This window comes from Chryseolinea serpens (assembly GCF_900129725.1).
In the GTDB taxonomy this organism is placed as follows: Bacteria; Bacteroidota; Bacteroidia; order Cytophagales; family Cyclobacteriaceae; genus Chryseolinea; species Chryseolinea serpens.
In genome coordinates, this window is sequence record NZ_FQWQ01000003.1 from 1,135,847 (window position 1) to 1,154,725 (window position 18,879).

The following is an 18,879-nucleotide window of genomic DNA, read 5'->3' on the forward strand; positions in this document are numbered from 1 at the left end:
GCGATTTCGTTCGACTTATCAAGTAGTCGAAACGGAAATCGGCTTCAATAGGTTCAGATAACAATTGATTTCTATTCGCATGAACAAACTCTTACAAGCCAGGATCGCCACTTTCACTGCGGCGAAGGAAGCCCGTGAAAGGGGCATCTATCCTTACTTTCGACCCATCTCGTCCGCGCAGGACACCGAGGTGATCATTGAGGGCAAACGCGTGCTCATGTTCGGTTCAAATTCCTACCTGGGATTGACCAACCACCCACGCATCAAAGAGGCTGCCCAAAAGGCAATCGAAAAGTATGGCACCGGATGCGCCGGCTCCCGCTTTCTCAACGGCACACTCGACATACACATCGAGTTGGAAGACCGCATTGCTGCGTTCACCGGTAAGCCCGCTGCCCTCATTTTCAGCACCGGCTTTCAAGTGAACCTCGGCGTGATGTCGAGCCTGACCGGGCGCAACGACTATTTGATCCTGGACGAATACGATCATGCCTCCATCTACGACGGCACACGCCTGTCGTTTTCGCGCGTGATCAAATATGGCCACAACGACATGAACGACCTGGCCCGCCGGCTCAGCATGCTGCCCGAAGAAGCGATCAAACTCATCGTGGTCGACGGCATTTTCAGCATGGAAGGCGACCTGGCCAAGCTTCCCGAGATTGTGACGCTGGCTGAACAATACGGCGCCACCGTGGTGGTGGACGATGCTCATAGCCTCGGCGTGATCGGCGACAAAGGCGCCGGCACCGCTTCACACTTCAAACTCGACGACAAAGTAGATATCATCACGGGCACGTTCAGCAAATCGCTCGCTTCCCTCGGCGGCTTCGTAGCCTCCGACCGCGACACGATCGACTATCTGAAACACCAGGCCCGCTCGCTCATTTTCAGCGCCAGCATGACGCCGTCTTCCGCCGCCAGCGTGCTGGCCGCGCTCGACATCCTGGAGACCGAGCCCGAGCACATGGAGCAATTGTGGAACAACACGCGTTATGCCATGCACCTTCTCAAAGAGGAAGGCTTCGACATCGGCGACACGGAAAGTCCCATCATTCCCATCTATGTGCGCGACAACGAGAAAACCTTTATTGTCACCAGCATGCTGCAACAGCAAGGGGTGTTTGTGAACCCGGTGGTTTCGCCCGCCGTGCCTTCGCATGCGTCGCTGCTTCGCTTCTCGCTGATGGCCACGCACACCTTCAGCCAGATCGAAGAGGCGGTAGAGAAACTTGCTTATACATTTAAGCAGGTAGGAGTACTGAAAATTAAAGAACGCATTTAATGAAGCGTGTAGAGCCCGTCACCACCAAAGCCCAACTTGAAGCATTTATCGATTTCCCGCATGATCTCTATAAGGATGATCCTTGCTATGTGCCCGAGTTGTTCATCGCGCAGCGCGACCTGCTGACCCCCGGCAAGCATCCGTTCCACGAGCACTCGCCGGTACAGCTTTTTTTGGCGTACGACAAAGACAAAGTGGTGGGACGCATCGCGGCCATTCTCAACAAGAATCACAACACGTTCAATAAAACCGAGGACGGATTCTTCGGATTTTTTGATGCCGTGAACGATGGCGAGATCAACGCCTTGTTGTTTCAACAAGCCGAACAATGGCTGCGCGACAAGGGCGCCAGGACCATCATCGGACCCGCTAACTTTTCAACAAACGAAACCTGCGGCCTGCTCATCGCCGGCTTCGATACACCGCCGTTTGCCATGATGACCTACAACAAGGAATACTACGAATCCCTGTTGAACCAGATCGGCTTCCGCAAGAAGGTGGACCTCATTGCCTATCGCTTTGGCGAAGACGGCTACGACGACAAATCGGTGCGCGTAAAGAAGGCGTTGCTGGATCGCCTGCAGTCAAAGGGCATCACGATTCGGCCCGTCATCAAAAAGAATTTCGAACACGAAGTCGCCCGCATTCGCGAGGTCTACAACTCGGCCTGGGACCGCAACCTCGGCTTTGTGCCGATGACGGAAAAAGAATTTGACTACCTGGCCAAGGACATGAAAATGATCCTGGACACCGACTTCTGCCTGGTGGCCGAAAAGGACGGGAAAGCGATCGGCTTTGCGCTGGCCATTCCCGATATCAACCAATTGCTCATCAACATCAAGCGCGGTCGGTTGCTGCCCTTCGGATTGTTCAAGCTCCTGTTTGGCTTGAAGAAGATCAACGGCATCCGCGTCATCGCCCTGGGGGTGATGGAGGGCTACCGCAAGCTGGGGATAGAAGCGTGTTTTTATGGCACCATCATCGAAGCCTATCGCCGCAAGAAATTCAAGCGTGCGGAAGCTTCGTGGATATTGGAAGACAACGATCTCATGAATAATGCCTTGCTGCATGTGAAGGGCGTGCCCCACAAGCGCTACAGGATCTTCGAGAAAGCGATATGAAAGAAAGCGTGCTGATCACCGGGGCGAGTGGATTTGTGGGGTATCACCTCATCGAGGAAGCCTTGGCAAAAGGCCTGGAGGTGTATGCCGCGGTGCGCGCATCGAGCCGGGTGGATCACCTGCGCAATTTGCCGGTCCAGTTTGTGACCACCGATTTTTCGGATGTCAGGGCCATACGGGCCGAGCTGGAGGCAAAGCGTTATCAGTACGTTATTCATGCCGCCGGGGCGACGAAAGCCCTGAATGAGGCATCCTACAACGAGGTCAACGCCGTCTATACACGCAACCTGGCGCAGGCGGTGTCGGAGCTGCAGGTGCCCTTGAAGAAATTTGTTTTCCTCAGCAGCCTCGCGGCGATGGGGCCTGCAAAGAATGGACATCCCATCCTGGAAAAGGACGCCCCGAATCCCGTGACGTTCTATGGAAAAAGCAAGCTGCTGGCCGAAAGCTATCTCTCGGCACTGGATAGTTTGCCCACCATCGTATTGCGCCCCACGGCAGTATACGGTCCCCGCGACCGCGATATTTTCATCATCCTGAAAACCATCGCGCAGGGGATCGAGCCTTACATTGGCAGAAAGCCACAACAGCTGAGCTTTATCTATGTGAAGGATTTGGCGGCGGTGAGCGTAGGGGCATTGTACAGTTCAGTTGTCAAAGGATCGTATAACGTATCCGATGGGGGAAGCTATGACCGCTATGAGCTGGCCAACATCACCAAAGAAATATTGCACAAGAAGACGTTAAAGGTTCATATCCCCATGGGGGTGGTAAAAGCCATGGCGTTTGTCCAGGAGACGCTGGGACGGATGCAGGGCAGCATGCCGGCGCTGAACCAGGACAAGCTCGCCGAGCTCACCGCCGCCAACTGGTCGTGCAGCATCGACAGCATCCGGAAGGACCTTGGGTTTTCGCCCCGCTACACGCTGGCGCAGGGGTTGGAGGAAACCATTCAATGGTACAAGGCCAACCAATGGCTATAGGCGAAACCCAAACGAAAGAACATTAAATAAAAGGCTATGAAAGAACAGATCGAACAAGCAAATGGAAAACTAGGCATATTGATACCCGGCCTGGGTGCTGTGGCGACCACCATGATCGCCGGTGTGGAGGCCGTGAAGAAGGGATTGGCACAACCCGTCGGTTCGCTCACCCAAACCGGTAACATCCGGCTGGGAAAACGCACCGAGAACCGCTATCCCAAAATAAAGGACTTTGTGCCCCTGGCCGATCTGAACGACATCGTGTTTGGCGGATGGGATGTGTACACCGACAACGTGTATGAAGCCGCCGTGAACGCCAAAGTGCTGGAGCTTGGATTGCTTCAACCCATCAAGCCCGAGTTGGAAAAGATCAAGCCCATGAAGGCGGTCTTCGACAAAACTTATATCCGGAACCTGGACGGCACCAACATCAAGGAAGCCGCGACCAAGTTCGACCTCGCGCTGGCCGTGATGGAAGACATCGACAACTTTAAAAATGAAAACGGCTGCTCGCGCCTCGTCATGGTGTGGTGCGGCTCCACGGAGAAATACATCGAGGAAGCAGACGTTCACCAGAACATCTACGCTTTCGAAGACGGCTTGCGCAACAACGATCCGCTCATTTCGCCCAGCATGATCTATGCCTACGCCGCCATCAAAAAAGGAGTGCCGTTTGCCAACGGTGCGCCTAACCTGACGTGCGACATCCCGGCGTTGATCGAACTGGCCAAAGAAAACGGTGTGCCCATCGGCGGCAAGGATTTCAAGACGGGACAGACCCTGATGAAAACCATTCTCGCCCCCGGTCTGCACGCCCGTTCACTCGGCATCCGCGGATGGTTCTCCACCAACATTCTCGGCAACCGCGACGGCCTTGTGCTGGACGATCCGGATAACTTCAAGACCAAGGAAGTATCCAAGCTGGGCGTGCTGGAAGATATTTTGCAACCCGAGCTGAGCCCGGAACTGTACGGCGACCTGTATCACAAGATCCGCATCAACTATTATCCGCCCCACGGCGACAACAAGGAAAGCTGGGACAACATCGACATCTTCGGATGGTTGGGTTACCCGATGCAGATCAAGATCAACTTCCTGTGTCGCGATTCGATCCTGGCGGCTCCCATCGTGCTGGACCTGGCCTTGTTCTTTGACCTGGCCAAGCGTGCGAACATGAGTGGCATCCAGGAATGGTTGTCGTTCTACTTCAAGTCGCCGCAAACCGCGCCGGGCCTGCGTCCGGAGCATGACATCTTCAAACAATTGATCAAGCTGCAGAATACGCTGCGCCACATCATGGGCGAAGATCTCATTACGCACTTGGGCCTGGATTACTACCAGGATCTGGTGGAGTCATTGTAAGCTTACATGACGATACACCAGATCATTGCCACGGTAGGAGGGATTGGATATATCCGCAAGGGGAGTGGCACCGTAGCCGCGGCCCTGGGCGTGATCGCCTGGTATCTTTTTGCCGGCAACGTCGAGCCGGTCGTGATCCTGCTCCTGACCCTGGGCATCACCGCCATCGGTGTGTGGTCGGCCACGGTGGTGGAGCAATACTGGGGCATCGATAGTCATCGCGTCGTAATTGACGAAGTGGCGGGGATGGGCATCAGCCTGTTGTTCCTTCCCGTAAGCTTCGGCATCGGTCTGGCAGCCTTCGTGCTGTTCCGGTTTTTTGATATTGCCAAACCAGCCTATATCCGTTCGATGGAGAAACTTCCCCGCGGATGGGGGGTGATGGCAGATGATGTGCTGGCGGGAATTTACACCAACATCCTGCTGCAGGTGGCTGTGAAACTATCCATACTCTGATCATAAAAGACGGACTCATATTCCTGAAGTCACAAACGGCTTCCCTCATCGCATCGTTAGTGGATTTTGCGTGCACTATTGTTTGCGTCGAAGTGTTAGGAGTTTGGTATGGCCATGCCGGCATTGTGGGGAATATCGTGGGGGCCATCACCAATTTCGTCATTGGCAGACAATGGGTGTTTCTTTCTTCGGGAACGAACAACCTAAGACAGCAGGCCCTGCGCTATGCAATCGTTTGGGCGGGCTATGTGGCGCTTGGATTTTTATTGTTCGTGGCCGTGACGGATTATATCAATATTAATTACCGTATCGCAAAAGTACTGGTAGCGATTTTTTTAAGTGTTACGTATAACTACGTACTGCAAAAGAAATATGTGTTTAAATAGGCGCGTAACGTGCGCATGAAGTGTGATGTATAGAATAAGTATAGTGATCGGTCTATGGATGAGTGCAATCGCGGTGTTTGGACAGACCACCGTGAGCGGCGTCGTGACCGATGCAGAAACGAAAGAACCCCTGCCTTTCGTAAACGTCTTTTATGAAGGTACCACCGTGGGCAGCGTCACCGATGCGAACGGCGCCTATGTGATCCATACCCCGAACCTGGAAAATGTGAATCTCCATTTTTCTTTTTTGGGTTATAAGACCGTGATCCGAAAGATCCGCCCCGGCGAAACACAGGAACTGAACGTGAAGATGGCTCCCGATGCAAAAGTCCTTGACGAGGTCACCGTCACCTCCGGCAACCAACGGGAGCGCTATCGCAACAAGAACAATCCGGCCGTGGACCTGGTGCGGGAGATGATCTCCCACAAAAAAGAGAACCGGATGGAGAGCTACGACTACGCCGAGTATGAAGAATACGAGAAGCTGCAGATGTCGCTCAGCAACATGTCCGACAAATTCAAGGACCGCAAGATCTTCCGCAAATACAAGTGGCTGTTCGAGAATGTAGACACCACGACCATTCCCGGCAAAGCCTTGTTGCCCATCTACCTGCAAGAGACGCTGTCGGATCGCTACTACCGGCGCACACCCGAAAAGAAGATCGACGTCACCAAGGCCCACCAGAAAGTGAGCTTCGACGATTATATCGACAACGCGGGTCTGAGCACGTACCTGAATTATCTCTACAGCGACATCGACATCTACGACAACAACACTGTCCTGTTGACCAACCAATTCCTGAGTCCCATTGCCGACAGCGCACCGACCTTCTATAAATTCTACATCACCGACACCCTGAAAAATGTGACCCCCAACCTGGTGGAGCTGGTGTTTGTGCCCCGCGATGCCGGTGGATTTTTGTTTCAAGGCAAGTTGTATGTCACGCTCGACACACACTATGCAGTGCAGAAAGTGGAGATGACCGTGAACAAAAACATCAACCTGAACTGGGTGCGCGAACTGCACATCGACCAGGATTTTGTGCAGACGCCGTCGGGACGTTTCCAGGTGGTGAAAAGCCGCATGCAGTGTGACTTCGGATTGTCGAAGGGTGGTGGTGGCCTGTATGGTGAACGCGTGGTCTCCTACAAAAATTTTGTGGTGGACAAACCGCGCGAGCCCAAGTTCTATGAAAGCGATACCAAACTGACGCTCACGGATTCGGAAAAACACACCGACGGATTCTGGCTCTCCAATCGCCACGACTCGCTTTCCGTAGCCGAATCGAAAGTGTATCAAAATATCGATAGCCTCCAAAAGCTGCCCTCTTTCAAACGCACGATGGACATTGCCACGTTGTTGCTGGCCGGCTACAAAGGTTTTGGCTGGTGGGAGCTGGGACCTGTGAATACGTTCTATAGCTTCAACCCCGTGGAAGGCTTCCGGCTCCGGGTGGGTGGACGCACGACGCCGAAGTTCAACGAGCGCCTGTATTTCGAGACGTATGGTGCCTATGGCTTTAAGGATGAGAAATGGAAATATTTCCTCAGCGCCACCTATTCGTTTACCGGCAAATCCATCTGGCAGTTTCCGGTGCACACCCTTCGGGCGAGCTTCCAGCGCGACACAAAAATTCCCGGTCAGGAACTGCAATTTGTTCAGGAGGACAACTTCCTCCTTTCATTCAAACGCGGTGTGAACGACAAATGGTTGTACAACGACATCTGGAACATCGACTACCTCCACGAATTCGACAGTCACTTCTCCTATCGACTGGGGTTCAAAAACTGGAAGCAAATTCCGGCGGGGGGACTGAAGTATGAGATCCGCGCAGACGACACCGTGACGGAGATCCAGCAGGTGACCACGTCGGAATTTTCATTGGAACTGCGCTGGGCGCCGGGAGAGCAATTTTACCAGGGTAAAGCTTACCGGATCCCCATTCCAAACCGATATCCCATCGTCACCGCGCGTTTTATCGGTGGCGTGAAGGGACTCTTGGGTGGCGAGTACAATTATCAATCGGTGGCCCTGAACGTGTTCAAACGCTTTTATTTGTCACAGTTCGGCTACACCGATGTGGTGGCCGAGGGGGGCTATGTTTTTGGCCAGGTGCCGTTCCCGCTGTTGAACATCCACCGGGCCAACCAGACGTATTCCTACCAGTTGCAGTCCTATAACCTCATGAACTTCCTGGAGTTTGTGAGCGACAAATATGTGAGTGTGAATTTTGATCATTATTTCAATGGATTTATTTTTAATAAAATTCCGTTGTTCAAAAAGCTAAAATGGCGGGAGGTGGCCACGTTCAAGTTGCTGTATGGAAGTATCCGGAGAGAGAACGACCCGACCTATAACCCGCAGACCTTTGCGTTCCCCACGAACAGCGACGGCGTGACCACGACCTATTCGCTCGCCGCGCAGCCCTATATGGAATGTAGCGTGGGGATTGCTAACATTTTCAAGCTCATCCGTGTTGATTTGGTGAAACGCCTGAGCTACCTGGATCACCCGACGATTTCGAACTGGGGCATCCGTGCAAGATTTAAATTTGATTTTTAAGCGTGTAGAAAGTATGAATACAACGACAACTCCCCAAGTTATACAGAAGCAACCGCTGCGCATCGTGTTGCAGCAATTGATCTATAAGGTGATCAACCCCTTTGTGAAATTTCTGGTTCGCATCGGGTTCACGCCCAATGCCGTGACCACGGTGGGGCTGATCCTGAACGTGGGCGTGGCCGTCATCTTTGTGGCCGGCGCCGAAGAAGGCAACCGCGGCGACCTGAGGTATGTGGGTTGGGCTGGAGCGCTCACGCTCTTTGCCGGTCTGTTCGACATGCTCGACGGGCAGGTGGCGCGCCTGGGCAACATGAGCTCGACCTTTGGTGCGCTCTATGATTCGGTGTTGGACCGCTACAGCGAACTGATCATGTTCCTCGGCATTTGTTATTACCTCATCGGTCATCACTATTTCCTCAGCTCGTTGTTTGCCTTCATCGCCCTGATCGGGTCCATGATGGTGAGCTACATCCGGGCACGGGCCGAAGGCCTTGGCGTGGAGGTGAAGGGAGGATTGATGCAACGACCCGAGCGCGTGGTGACGATCGGGGTCTCGGCCCTGGCGTGTGGCATCACAGCCTATTACATTGGCGGTGACTACAAGCTTTTTGTACCCGGCATTCCTTTCCAGGTATTCGAGACCATTTCCGTGTTCACCATCCCCCTGACCATCATGGCCGTGCTGACCAACATCACGGCATTCCACAGACTACGCGAGGCGAAGAAAGCATTGGAGCAGAAAGGATTATAAGGATCGTTTAAACGCATGAATTTTTTATTGAGCATATGGCTGGTCACGATGGCGATGGCGCCCGTCAGAGAGGCTCCAAAGGCGGAGCCATGTGAATGCACCATTGGCAACCAGTTTCCCACACCACCGAAAGATCAGGGTTCGCTTTTCTATATTCAACGAACACCCAACACCAATACGATCATGTACGACGTGAACCTCGACCGGGGTGTGCCCAATGAGGAGGAGCCTGTTCGTGTCTATTGGCTGCGCTATGGGGAGAATGGGCAGAAAGAAGACCTCTCGTATATCCAACGGCATTATGCCTATGGTATCAAAAGCAGGAAGCTGGAGAACAATACCTTTGAGCTCCGCTTTGTGTCCTATAAAAAACTTCCCTTCTACCTGTCGCGTTCCGCACGCGACAATCGTTATCACATCCTGGCCACCGTCAATGGAAAGCAAATTGAAGTGAGCCGGGTATTCCTGCAGATCGAAGGGGGAAGCTTCTGGCTTCCCAACGTGGTGTGTGCGCAGGTGAAGGGTGTCGATCCGGTCTCCGGTAAAGAAGTTATTCAGTCCTTTAAACCTTAGGGTATGAAGAAACCATTTGTTTCCAATTCAACAGAATCGTCGCGCATGTTCAAGAGCGACTTCCTGGAGCGGTTTTCTGTGGTCCACTACAGTGTGCCGCTGATCGTTTTTATTCCCGTCATTTTATATTTCATCTACAGCGCCTTGTTTGTCTGGCACAATAGCATCCTCACGTTCGTGGCCTGCGGCCTGGGCGGCCTCTTGTTTTGGACGCTCACGGAATATGTGATGCACCGGTTTATTTTTCATTTCGTACCCAAGTCGAAATGGGGCCAGCGTCTGCACTTTATTTTTCACGGCGTTCACCACGACTACCCCAACGACGCTTTGCGGTTGGTCCTGCCCCCGTCGGTAAGCATTCCCCTGGCCACCGGTTTCTATTTTGTTTTCCGGGCTGTTTTGCCGCCGGATTGGGTTTCGGCCTCCTTCGCCCTGTTCATTGCCGGATATCTTTTCTATGATATTTCGCATTATGCCCTCCATCATGCTACCTTTAAAAGCCCATTTTGGAAAAAGCTCAAACACCACCACATGCAGCATCACTACAGCGATGCCACCAAGGGCTACGGTGTGAGCTCCGCCCTTTGGGATAAAATATTCAGATCGGATTTTGAAAAATAACCTGGATTACCCGGCGGCTGAGGCAACGAAACCCTTTGGACGTTACCTGGCCACCGCTTTGCTGGTGTCGGCCGCCTATGTGTTGCTCTCCGCCCTGCTCATCGGCTTCAAGTCCGATCAGTTGGTGCTGGCGGGTATCTTTACGGCCCTGTATGTATCGACACCCATCACCCGGAAATTTATCTTAGGCTTTTCGATCTTCATCGTCTTCTGGGTCATTTTCGACTACATGAAGGCCTTCCCCAACTATTGGTTCAACGAAGTGCACATTGGAAGCCTCTATAATGCCGAGGCGCGCCTGTTTGGCATCCACACCGCCGAAGGAGTGCTGACTCCCAACGAATATTTTCAACGCCACAGCATCGTGCTAGCCGACGTGCTGGCAGGTCTGTTTTATTTATGCTGGATCCCGGTGCCACTAGGATTTGCCGCCTACTTATTTTTCCGGGACCGCCGCAGCTTCCTCTACTTCTCGCTCACATTTTTGCTGACCAACCTCATCGGCTTCGTCATCTATTATCTCTACCCGGCCGCACCGCCATGGTACGTACAGGAATACGGCCTTGATTTTATCGCCGGCACCCGCGGCAACACCGCCGGCCTCATCCGCTTCGACCACTTCTTTAACATCACCATCTTCCAATCCCTTTACACCAAGGGCTCCAACGTCTTCGCTGCCATGCCGTCACTGCATTCGGCTTATCCATTGCTGGTGCTATATCACTCCTGGAGAAACAATATGGGTTTTATGAAGATCGTCTTCGGCATGATCACAGTGGGTATTTGGTTTGCCGCGGTCTATACGAGTCACCACTACGTTTTAGATGTGCTGGCTGGCATCGCGGTGGCTACGACGGGGATCATTCTTTTTCAAACGCTGGTGGCGAAAAGTAAGCGATTCGCGCGGTTTGTGGAGGGGTATGTTGGGATGATTTCTTAGGAGCCAGAATCCAGGAGCCAGGAGCCAGAGTTGGAGTTCAGTTGTCAGGAGCAGACAGTAGCCAGTCCGTAGCCAGGAGTTAGAATTTAGAAAAGTCATAAATCCAGAATCCGGGAGTGAGTGCGGGTGTGTGAATAGGCAATTAGGGAGCTTAATTGAGGAGAGTATGTTGGTTTGCTGGAATGTGGTGGCTAAATTGTTTTTTGGTGGAGGCGAGTGTTGTTGATTGATTTGTTGTCTGGAATTTTAAAATCGTTGGGTATGGATGCATCGAGGAATTTTCGGGACTTGGTGGTTTGGCAAAAGGCGCATGCGTTTGTGTTGGGGGTTTATCGTCTGACGAAAAGCTTTCCAAAGGATGAGCGATACGGTTAACATCACAATTCCGGAGGGCCGGTGTTTCCATTGCAGCCAACATTGCCGAGGGATTTGTGAAACGCTCCAGACTCGAAAAAATCAGGATGCTCAACATCGCCCAAGCGTCACTCGAAGAATGCAAATACTACCTCATTCTTTCCAAGGACCTATCCTACGGCTCGAACCCCTCGCTAGAACCCCTCTCCCAAGAAATAAGCAAAATCCTAACGGCCTACATCAAATCCCTCGAACTAAATTCCAAACCCTAACCACCGGATCTTAAATCCGGATTTTAACATTCTCAATTCAGATCTAAATTCTGGATTCTAACTCCCGAGAAAAATGGATTGCAAAAACTCCTGGGTCCGAAAAAAAGAAAATTCTGACTCCTGAGGTCCCGGCTGCTGGAAATGCCGAGAAGAAGCCACTGGCTCCCCGAATACCGAGAAAGCGTCTGGTCCGAAGTCCGAGAATTAAGATTTTGTCTACTTGATGCTGGCCACTGGAATGCCAAGAAGAACGCTTTTGGCTCCTGACGGCTGGAATGCCGAGAATAAGCTCCTGACTACTGAATTCCAACTCCTGGCTTCTGGCTCCTGGCTCCTGGCTCCTGAATTCTCCCCCCCGATTTGATCCCGTGACATATCAAATCCAAAATCACCTCCAACCGGTCACCCATTTTCTTTATGCGACAATCCTCCAGCAACCCCATCTCAATGCCTCGCGTAGCGCTCAGCATAATATGACTCAGATCGTCCAAATCCTGGTCCGTGATGCGTTTGAATTCGTGGTTGTTGATGCCGAACACGAGGATGTCGCGCAGCAGTTCCAGCTCCTGCGCCTCGAAATTTTTCTTCAGGCCCTTGATCAATTGGGGGTTCTCGGAGATCTCGCCGAAGACGATGCCATAGAGGTTGGCCTTTTGATTGATCGCCCTGATCTTGCTGATGGTGAACATGCGCAGTTTTTCTTCTGCGGTACAGGCCTTCTCCACGGCGGCTTTCACCAGGCTGAAGACCTCCTGCATGTCTTCGCGGATCACGGCGTCGAAGATCTCGTCTTTGCTTTCGTAGTAATAGTATAACGTGCTCTTTCCCTTTCCCACGGCCTTGGCTATGTCTTCCATGGTGGTTTTGAAAAGGCCAAAGCGCTGGAATAGGGTTCGGGAAGCTTTGAGGACTTCCACGCGTATAAGTTCATCTTTGGAGAGGATGACGACGCTCATCTAATTTTTGACCAATTTCGTTTTGGAGTCTAAAATTACGATAAATATACTAGAGGAGGAAGGGTTTGTACCATTTGTACCGGGAAAGATCGTTTGAGAAAATCGGGTTTCGTTTGACTGGCCATCCCAATTCAGGAACGGTGGAATACGAGGACGTGGAGGTGCTGGAAGTTTCGGGTTCTCGGTATATTTACGGGGAAAGAAAAATGTATCCCTGTGAAAAGTGAGATGTACTGTTTGCGTGCCGCGACCACCTTCGTCCTGAAACTGTCGCTTTGTGTTGTCTGGGTGGCTGCCTGTAAGCCGGAAAGCAAATCCACGTTCACCGATACGAAGGCCGTGCCGAAGGAGTATGCCACCACGTTCAAGCTTCGCCCTTGCGAGGTGATGATCGTTGAGGACTACGGGAAACTGTCGGATGCCAGCGATAACACGCCCCCCAAGGCCATACGGGAGGTGCGCGACGAAGCCACCCTCCACCAGATCCTCACCCTCGCCGCGGCGCTTCCCGACGAAGGGCAGATCATGAAAAAGATGGCCGGCGATGTGCCGCTCTTGCGGACCACGCTGATGTATGCGGACGACACCATTTTCTTCGACTACTACAACGCCTCCGTGAAAACCCCGAGTACTTCTTTTTACGCCAATCCTCCACAGGAAGAGAAGGCCTTGTACGAGCTGTTGCAGTCGTTGATAAAGTGAAAATAAGCCGGAGAACAAACCGTTGAAGTGCTGATGTAGATTGAATGCGTGGACAATTTTGGGTCTAACCCACTGTCTTCCACCTACATGCTAATATCAACCTTTCACTAACCCGGAGCACCCACCTGATAATCGGGGAGCGGTCCGGTTCTGGCAATGTGGAAATTTGCACCTCAACTACCCCCGGATATGAAATTAAGACAAAAGATCACCCTCCTGATCAGCCTTGCTCTGCTGGTGCCTACCGTCGTCATCAGCACGGTGGCTATCTACAAGATCAAAAGCAAAGCCAGCCGCGACATCGCGAGCTATCACGATGAGGAGTTTGCCCAGCTTAAAGTCTATCTGAAGCACATTACCGACATCGCTTATGGCGTGATCGAGACGCAACACAAAGCGCTCGCCGATTCCATCGCCCGCCACAACCAGCATGCCGACTCAACCCAGGCCAAGCTGTCGATGACGCCGGCCATGATGGAACAGACCTTGCAAGAGTTGGCGGCCATCCGCTTCGACAACGGCGAGGGCTATTTCTGGGTGACCGACAACAAACTTCCGTTCCCCACCATGCTGATGCATGCCGAAAAGAAAGAACTGAAAGGCAAGACGCTGGACGATCCCAAACACAACGTGGAAAAGGAAAAGGGCCGCAACATCTACCAGGTTCGCGCCGAGCGTGCCAATGCCGATGGCGATGCCTTTGTAGAATATATCATGAAAAAGCCCGGTTCGCAGGAGGTGGTGAACAAGATTTCCTACTCCCGTTTATATAAGCCCCTCGGCTGGATCGTGTCCACCGGGTTTTATACCGACGCCATCGATCAGGCGGTCGCCGCAAAAAAAGCAGAGTCCAATCAGCAAGTAGGACAGATGGTTTTCTTTATCCTCGCCCTGGCCGCCCTCATCCTGGCCGTTGGCTTGACCGTGTCCATCTACTTCAGCAAGGCGCTGACCACCGCGATCCTCAACATCAAAGACACGCTCGAGCAACTGGCACAAGGACGCCGGGTGGAACAAGTGAACGTGCACCGAAGCGATGAGATCGGCTCGATGACGCACTCCCTGAATGCGCTCGTGGTCGGCTTGTCGACCTATACTTCGTTTGCCAAAGAGATCGGCGAGGGCAACTTGCAGCAGAGCTTCACGCCCCTGAGCCAGCAGGATATTCTCGGCAATGAATTGTTGTCGATGCGCAACAACCTGAAAAAGGCAGCCGACGAAAAAGCCATCCGCGATTGGGCCAACGAAGGTCTGGCCTCGCTGGGCGATGTGCTGCGCCGCAACAACACCAACACCCAGGAGCTTGCTACCGAGACGCTGAGAGAGTTGGTGAAGTACATGAACATGAACCAGGCGGCGCTCTTCATGATGGAGGAAGGATCGGGCGAAAACGATCAGTACTTACAGCTCGTGGCGGCCTACGCCTATGAGCGAAGAAAATATTTGCAGAAGACCATCGCCGTGGGCGAGGGCATGGTGGGTCAGTGTGTGCTGGAGCGCGGCACCATTCACTTGCGGGAAGTGCCCGAGGAGTATGTCAACATCACGTCGGGCCTGGGCAATGCCGTGCCACGCACGTTGTTGATCATGCCGTTGATCTATAACGAAGTGGTGTACGGTGTTCTGGAGATGGCCTCCTTCCGCGAATTCGGAGATCACGAGATCGCCTTCCTGGAAAAGATCGCCCAAAGCATTGCGGGCACCATCGCCAGCGTGCAAACCAACGAGCGCACCAAAAAATTATTGGAACAAAGTCAGCAGATGTCGGAGGAGATGAAAGCGCAGGAAGAAGAACTGCGCCAAAACCAGGAAGAGCTTCAGGCTACTTCCGAGCAAATGCGTCGCCGGCAAGTGGAGTTGGAAAAAGAGAACGAGCGTTTGAAAGACGAACTTCGTTCGTCGGGGAATGACTTCCAGAAACAAAATACAGCTTTTCAAACCGTATGATCACACACTACATTTCACGCCCGCGGCTTTTTGTGCTGGCAAGCTTTTTCCTGCTGACATCCCTTCCGGCCCTGGCGCAGGAAAAATATTGGGTGAAGCCGGACAGTCTTTTCAAGTACGTGCAGCCTTCGGCCAGCTTGCAATTTTGGGGAACCTATACGTCGGGCGAGAAAGCCCAGTTCGCAGCAAACGGTCCGTTGGAGGCAGCGCAAAATCGCGTGAGCTTTATGGCGCGCCGTGCGCGTCTGGGGTTTAGCGGGAAGCCCTACAAGGGCTTGAGCTATGCCGTGATGATCCAATACGACAACCTGGGCAAAGACAAACTCAGCGGCGTGCGAGGCGCTACCAACACCGGAACGCTCGGCATCCTGGACGCCTATGTGACGTGGCGCTTTACCAAAAATGAGATGGGGGCGATCACGGTGGGTTACTTCCAACCGCAGATCAGCCGCGAATGTATTACCGGCGACTTGCTGGTGAACTCGTTCGATAAATCCGTTTCACAAACCTATATCCGTCAACACATGGATGGCAAAAGCTACGGGCGGGCTACGGGTTTGAACATCGGCGGCCAAAAAAACTCAGGGACCTTTTCGTTCGGCTATAACGTAGGGGTGTTCAACAACGTGACCACCGCTGCCGACCCGAAGAGCTTTCCCGAAAGCTCGGGTAAATATTGGTCTCCACTGACGGTGGAGCGCCTGACCTTCACCATTGGCGATGCTGAAAAGAAGACCTACTCGATCAACTACGATGCAAACAACTATTACGGCAAACGCAACGGCGTGACGTTCGCCTTCTTCGGCTCGCAACAGGGGCGTACGGATATTTTTCAAAACAACCACGTGAACGGCTTTGACGTGCTCTTCAATTTCAAAAACCTGAACCTCGACGGCGAATGGTCATGGCTCGAACGCAAGGCTGAAGGCCAAACCTTTCGCGGCCAGACGGGGCACGTTCGCGCGGGATATAACATCGTGGTATCCGAAAAGTATTTCCTGGAGCCGTGCTTTATGTTGACCGACTACAGCGGCAATAGCAGTGGATCGGTCAACGGCAGCGACCGTTTGTATGATGCCGGAGTGAACTGGTATCTCAATAAAAAGAATTGCAAGCTGAGCGTCCATTACATTGTGCAGGAAGGTGCGGGTGTCAATGGGTATACGGATGGGGTTACGTTTCAGAAAGGAAACTATGCCGGGGCTTCGTTTGTGTTGATGATTTAGGTTGAGAGGATAGAAAAAATATTAGGGTTAGGGTTAAAACGTTAGGCGTTATTTTGTTTTGGGTTGTGGGACTGACTGTAGCTTACGCGGCAGAAGGTCCCTTTTTTTTCCGGTGGCTACGCGCCGTGCGGATTACGGCGGATGGTTTGTGAGACGACAAGCTCATTATCGATTTTTTTTTCGGATATTTCGAACGATCCAAATTCCACTGATAGCAACCCTCTATGATTTTGAAACGTTTCTTCTTGATTTTTTTCCTACTCTCATTTCAAACGGCCTGCTCTCAAAGCACGCCCGTGGGCGTGGCCCCTTCGGCCGTGGAAATTACACCGCACATAATGAGTTTTGGAGTTGCCATCGATGTTTCGGTGAGCAAATCCGGGAAGGATATAGCCATCGCTTCAAAGGAAGGGATCATCTCCATTTTCCGGACACCGGAAGAGATTGCATCCGGGCAGTGTCTGTTTGAATATCCGAAGCAGGTTGAAAAATTCTATTATCAGTTGCCCGCCAAGATCCTGTTGTTCGCCAACGACGAGCAAAATATTCTGGTGCTATCACCGAAAGGCAATATCGACCTACGGGATAAACGGTCGGGAGATCTGACGGGCAAGATCAACATTCCCGGCGAGAGGATCACGGCGCTCGAATTTGACCGAAAGCGGCGCTATCTTTTAGTGGGAACGGAAAAAGGAAAAATACAGCTTATGGATCCAGACCGTTACACCGTCGTCAAGCGATTCAATGTTCCCGGCAAAGAGATCATCAGCCTGGCCGCCAATGACAAGACTTTGCTGTGTGGCGATCAGGAGAACAACATCCACGTGATCGACATGGCCACAGGCAAAATCACGAGGGTGTTGAAAGGGCATCGTTCCTGGGCCTACAGCCTTGATATTTCTATGGATGGCAAATATGCTGTCTCCGGAGCCCCGCGTAACCGCGAACGCACCTTGTTTGGAGAGGCGCTGCTGTGGGATTTGAGCAACGGTCAGATCATCTATCGTTCGCAGCAACAATACCTCCAGGTGCTTCGTACAAAATTTACAGCAGATGATACCCGGATCGTCATTGGCCACTTGTACGGACTTGCCGTGCACAGTACGGACGGAAAATTGATAAAGTCCATCGAACCATTCGAGGGGCATGATATCTTTTTTGATTTCATCCCAGGTTCAAATGCATTCGCAGCGTCGACCGCCGATTATGGATTCGACACCAGATCGATAAAGATCATTCATGCCGAAACGTTATCGGTAGGGCAGACCATTGCCAGCACGGCTGCCCCGATCTGGAACATGCGGATGAGCCCGGACGGTAGTAGGTTTATATTCAATCAGGATCAGGCGTTGAAATCATTCAACCTTTCAACCGACGAGATCAATGATCTATCGCCAATAGCATGGGCCAATTCGTCTCTTGGTTTTTCTCCGGATGATAAATTTATCTTCTTTCAGAAAAGGGCGCCCGACGACCAGCGGAAAACAAATTGGATGGTCATGGATCTCGCTTCAGGAGAAATTGTGGCCAGTCGCCCGGTGAATTCGAACCTGGTGACACCACAGTGTATAGGCCCCGATTTGCAGTATGCCGGGTACAAGTTTTATGACGAGGACCAGAAGAAAGCGATCTTTCAGGTTGTGGATGACAAGATGAATCCTGTTCAAAAAATCGCGGTGAACGGTTTGGGCTATTCAGGGTATGAATTTACGCCGGTCCCGCGCACCATTCTTGAAAGTTCCGAGAATCAAATGCTTCGCCTTATCTCGTTGGAGGATACTTCTCATTACGCCACTTTTCGAGGCTTCAAAAAACTGGGCTTTGATGGCAATTCCATGATCGTATACGAAACGGCCACCAGGAGTGTGAAGTGGGTGAGCTGCACAACATTCAAAACCGAGCGTGAAATAGGCGTGGATGATCTGGATCCCGTGAAGGCGGTTGTTAGTCCAGGGAAAGATCAGATCCTCTTTTGGGGTGGCCTTACCGTGCAGATCTACGATATTCAAAAAAAAGAACACGTCAAAACGATAAAGCTTCAAGCCCGGTACGCAGAAGGAACCTTGGAGGATTTCTTGTGGTCGCCCAACGGCAAAACTTTTGTGATCTGTTCCAGAAACGGAGTGATAGAATTCCTTGACAGCAGCACAGGATCTTCCAAGGCGATGCTATTTGCAAAACACCTGCAAAGCAATGACTACATTCTCATGACCAATGATTTGGACTGGACGGGCACTTCGAATGGAATTGCTTATATGGTCGGCGTCAGAGAAGATGGAGAATTCATAGCCCCGAAAGAGCTTGCCGGGCACCAAACGAAGCAACTCCTGAAAGCGATGTTGTTAGATTGATCCTGCCCGCGTTCATCGATTTTACCGCTG

At 52.1% G+C, this 18,879-nt stretch carries 18 protein-coding genes; 16 read left to right on the forward strand and 2 right to left on the reverse strand.

All coding sequences use genetic code 11. The features are described 5' to 3' along the window. The first annotated feature begins 79 nt into the window (after nucleotides 1-79). Genes spt through BUB30_RS24580 form a run of 11 tightly spaced genes read left to right on the forward strand, consistent with a single transcriptional unit; the run spans nucleotide 80 to nucleotide 11,041 of the window. Nucleotides 80-1,285 carry a serine palmitoyltransferase gene (spt, locus tag BUB30_RS24530; protein WP_073139393.1) on the forward strand — a complete coding sequence of 402 codons (1,206 nt, stop codon included), beginning with the start codon at nucleotides 80-82 and terminating at the stop codon, nucleotides 1,283-1,285. Beyond that, nucleotides 1,285-2,406: a GNAT family N-acetyltransferase gene (locus BUB30_RS24535; RefSeq protein WP_073139396.1), complete on the forward strand. Its 1,122-nt coding sequence runs from the start codon at nucleotides 1,285-1,287 to the stop codon at nucleotides 2,404-2,406. Before spt ends, BUB30_RS24535 begins: the two co-directional genes overlap by 1 nt. Next, complete coding sequence (locus BUB30_RS24540) at nucleotides 2,403-3,389, forward strand: NAD-dependent epimerase/dehydratase family protein (RefSeq protein ID WP_073139399.1); 987 nt, start codon at nucleotides 2,403-2,405, stop codon at nucleotides 3,387-3,389. The genes BUB30_RS24535 and BUB30_RS24540 overlap by 4 nt, the downstream gene beginning before the upstream one ends. Nucleotides 3,390-3,425: 36 nt before the next feature. After that, nucleotides 3,426-4,751: an inositol-3-phosphate synthase gene (locus tag BUB30_RS24545; protein ID WP_073139401.1), complete on the forward strand. Its 1,326-nt coding sequence runs from the start codon at nucleotides 3,426-3,428 to the stop codon at nucleotides 4,749-4,751. Nucleotides 4,752-4,757: 6 nt separating this feature from the next. Continuing rightward, nucleotides 4,758-5,207 carry a phosphatidylglycerophosphatase A family protein gene (locus tag BUB30_RS24550; RefSeq protein WP_073139404.1) on the forward strand — a complete coding sequence of 150 codons (450 nt, stop codon included), beginning with the start codon at nucleotides 4,758-4,760 and terminating at the stop codon, nucleotides 5,205-5,207. 47 nt (nucleotides 5,208-5,254) lie between these two features. Next, nucleotides 5,255-5,593, forward strand: a complete 339-nt coding sequence (locus BUB30_RS24555; RefSeq protein ID WP_262485811.1) for a GtrA family protein — start codon at nucleotides 5,255-5,257, stop codon at nucleotides 5,591-5,593. A gap of 58 nt (nucleotides 5,594-5,651) precedes the next feature. Further along, nucleotides 5,652-8,156 carry a DUF5686 and carboxypeptidase-like regulatory domain-containing protein gene (locus BUB30_RS24560; RefSeq protein WP_221408784.1) on the forward strand — a complete coding sequence of 835 codons (2,505 nt, stop codon included), beginning with the start codon at nucleotides 5,652-5,654 and terminating at the stop codon, nucleotides 8,154-8,156. A 13-nt stretch (nucleotides 8,157-8,169) separates the two neighbouring features. Further along, nucleotides 8,170-8,907, forward strand: a complete 738-nt coding sequence (locus tag BUB30_RS24565) for a CDP-alcohol phosphatidyltransferase family protein (RefSeq protein WP_073139413.1) — start codon at nucleotides 8,170-8,172, stop codon at nucleotides 8,905-8,907. A 15-nt stretch (nucleotides 8,908-8,922) separates the two neighbouring features. Continuing rightward, nucleotides 8,923-9,480, forward strand: a complete 558-nt coding sequence (locus BUB30_RS24570; protein ID WP_073139415.1) for a DUF4833 domain-containing protein — start codon at nucleotides 8,923-8,925, stop codon at nucleotides 9,478-9,480. 3 nt (nucleotides 9,481-9,483) lie between these two features. Continuing rightward, the gene (locus BUB30_RS24575) at nucleotides 9,484-10,101 is read left to right on the forward strand and encodes a sterol desaturase family protein (RefSeq protein ID WP_073139419.1); all 618 of its coding nucleotides are present in this window, start codon (nucleotides 9,484-9,486) and stop codon (nucleotides 10,099-10,101) included. Next, the gene (locus tag BUB30_RS24580) at nucleotides 10,091-11,041 is read left to right on the forward strand and encodes a phosphatase PAP2 family protein (RefSeq protein WP_245804161.1); all 951 of its coding nucleotides are present in this window, start codon (nucleotides 10,091-10,093) and stop codon (nucleotides 11,039-11,041) included. The genes BUB30_RS24575 and BUB30_RS24580 overlap by 11 nt, the downstream gene beginning before the upstream one ends. Nucleotides 11,042-11,192: 151 nt before the next feature. Here BUB30_RS24580 and BUB30_RS36060 read toward each other — a convergent pair whose 3' ends face one another. Next, nucleotides 11,193-11,513, reverse strand: a complete 321-nt coding sequence (locus BUB30_RS36060; protein WP_449390487.1) for a hypothetical protein — start codon at nucleotides 11,511-11,513, stop codon at nucleotides 11,193-11,195. Here BUB30_RS36060 and BUB30_RS36065 point away from each other — a divergent pair. Further along, nucleotides 11,458-11,667, forward strand: coding sequence for a four helix bundle protein (locus tag BUB30_RS36065; protein ID WP_449390492.1), 210 nt, complete (start codon nucleotides 11,458-11,460; stop codon nucleotides 11,665-11,667). The two genes, BUB30_RS36060 and BUB30_RS36065, sit on opposite strands and share 56 nt — an antisense overlap. 296 nt (nucleotides 11,668-11,963) lie before the next feature. On the opposite strand, the gene BUB30_RS24590 is transcribed toward BUB30_RS36065, so the two are convergent. Then, nucleotides 11,964-12,623, reverse strand: a complete 660-nt coding sequence (locus tag BUB30_RS24590) for a TetR/AcrR family transcriptional regulator (RefSeq protein ID WP_073139422.1) — start codon at nucleotides 12,621-12,623, stop codon at nucleotides 11,964-11,966. Nucleotides 12,624-12,839: 216 nt separating this feature from the next. On the opposite strand from BUB30_RS24590, the gene BUB30_RS24595 reads away from it, so the two are divergent. From BUB30_RS24595 to BUB30_RS24610, 4 genes are all read left to right on the forward strand, one after another. Continuing rightward, the gene (locus BUB30_RS24595) at nucleotides 12,840-13,325 is read left to right on the forward strand and encodes a hypothetical protein (protein ID WP_073139425.1); all 486 of its coding nucleotides are present in this window, start codon (nucleotides 12,840-12,842) and stop codon (nucleotides 13,323-13,325) included. Between the two features lie 189 nt (nucleotides 13,326-13,514). Further along, the gene (locus BUB30_RS24600; protein ID WP_073139428.1) at nucleotides 13,515-15,272 is read left to right on the forward strand and encodes a cache domain-containing protein; all 1,758 of its coding nucleotides are present in this window, start codon (nucleotides 13,515-13,517) and stop codon (nucleotides 15,270-15,272) included. Beyond that, nucleotides 15,269-16,498: a porin gene (locus BUB30_RS24605; protein WP_073139430.1), complete on the forward strand. Its 1,230-nt coding sequence runs from the start codon at nucleotides 15,269-15,271 to the stop codon at nucleotides 16,496-16,498. Before BUB30_RS24600 ends, BUB30_RS24605 begins: the two co-directional genes overlap by 4 nt. A gap of 338 nt (nucleotides 16,499-16,836) precedes the next feature. Then, complete coding sequence (locus BUB30_RS24610) at nucleotides 16,837-18,849, forward strand: WD40 repeat domain-containing protein (protein ID WP_178377186.1); 2,013 nt, start codon at nucleotides 16,837-16,839, stop codon at nucleotides 18,847-18,849. The last annotated feature ends 30 nt before the right edge of the window (nucleotides 18,850-18,879 follow it).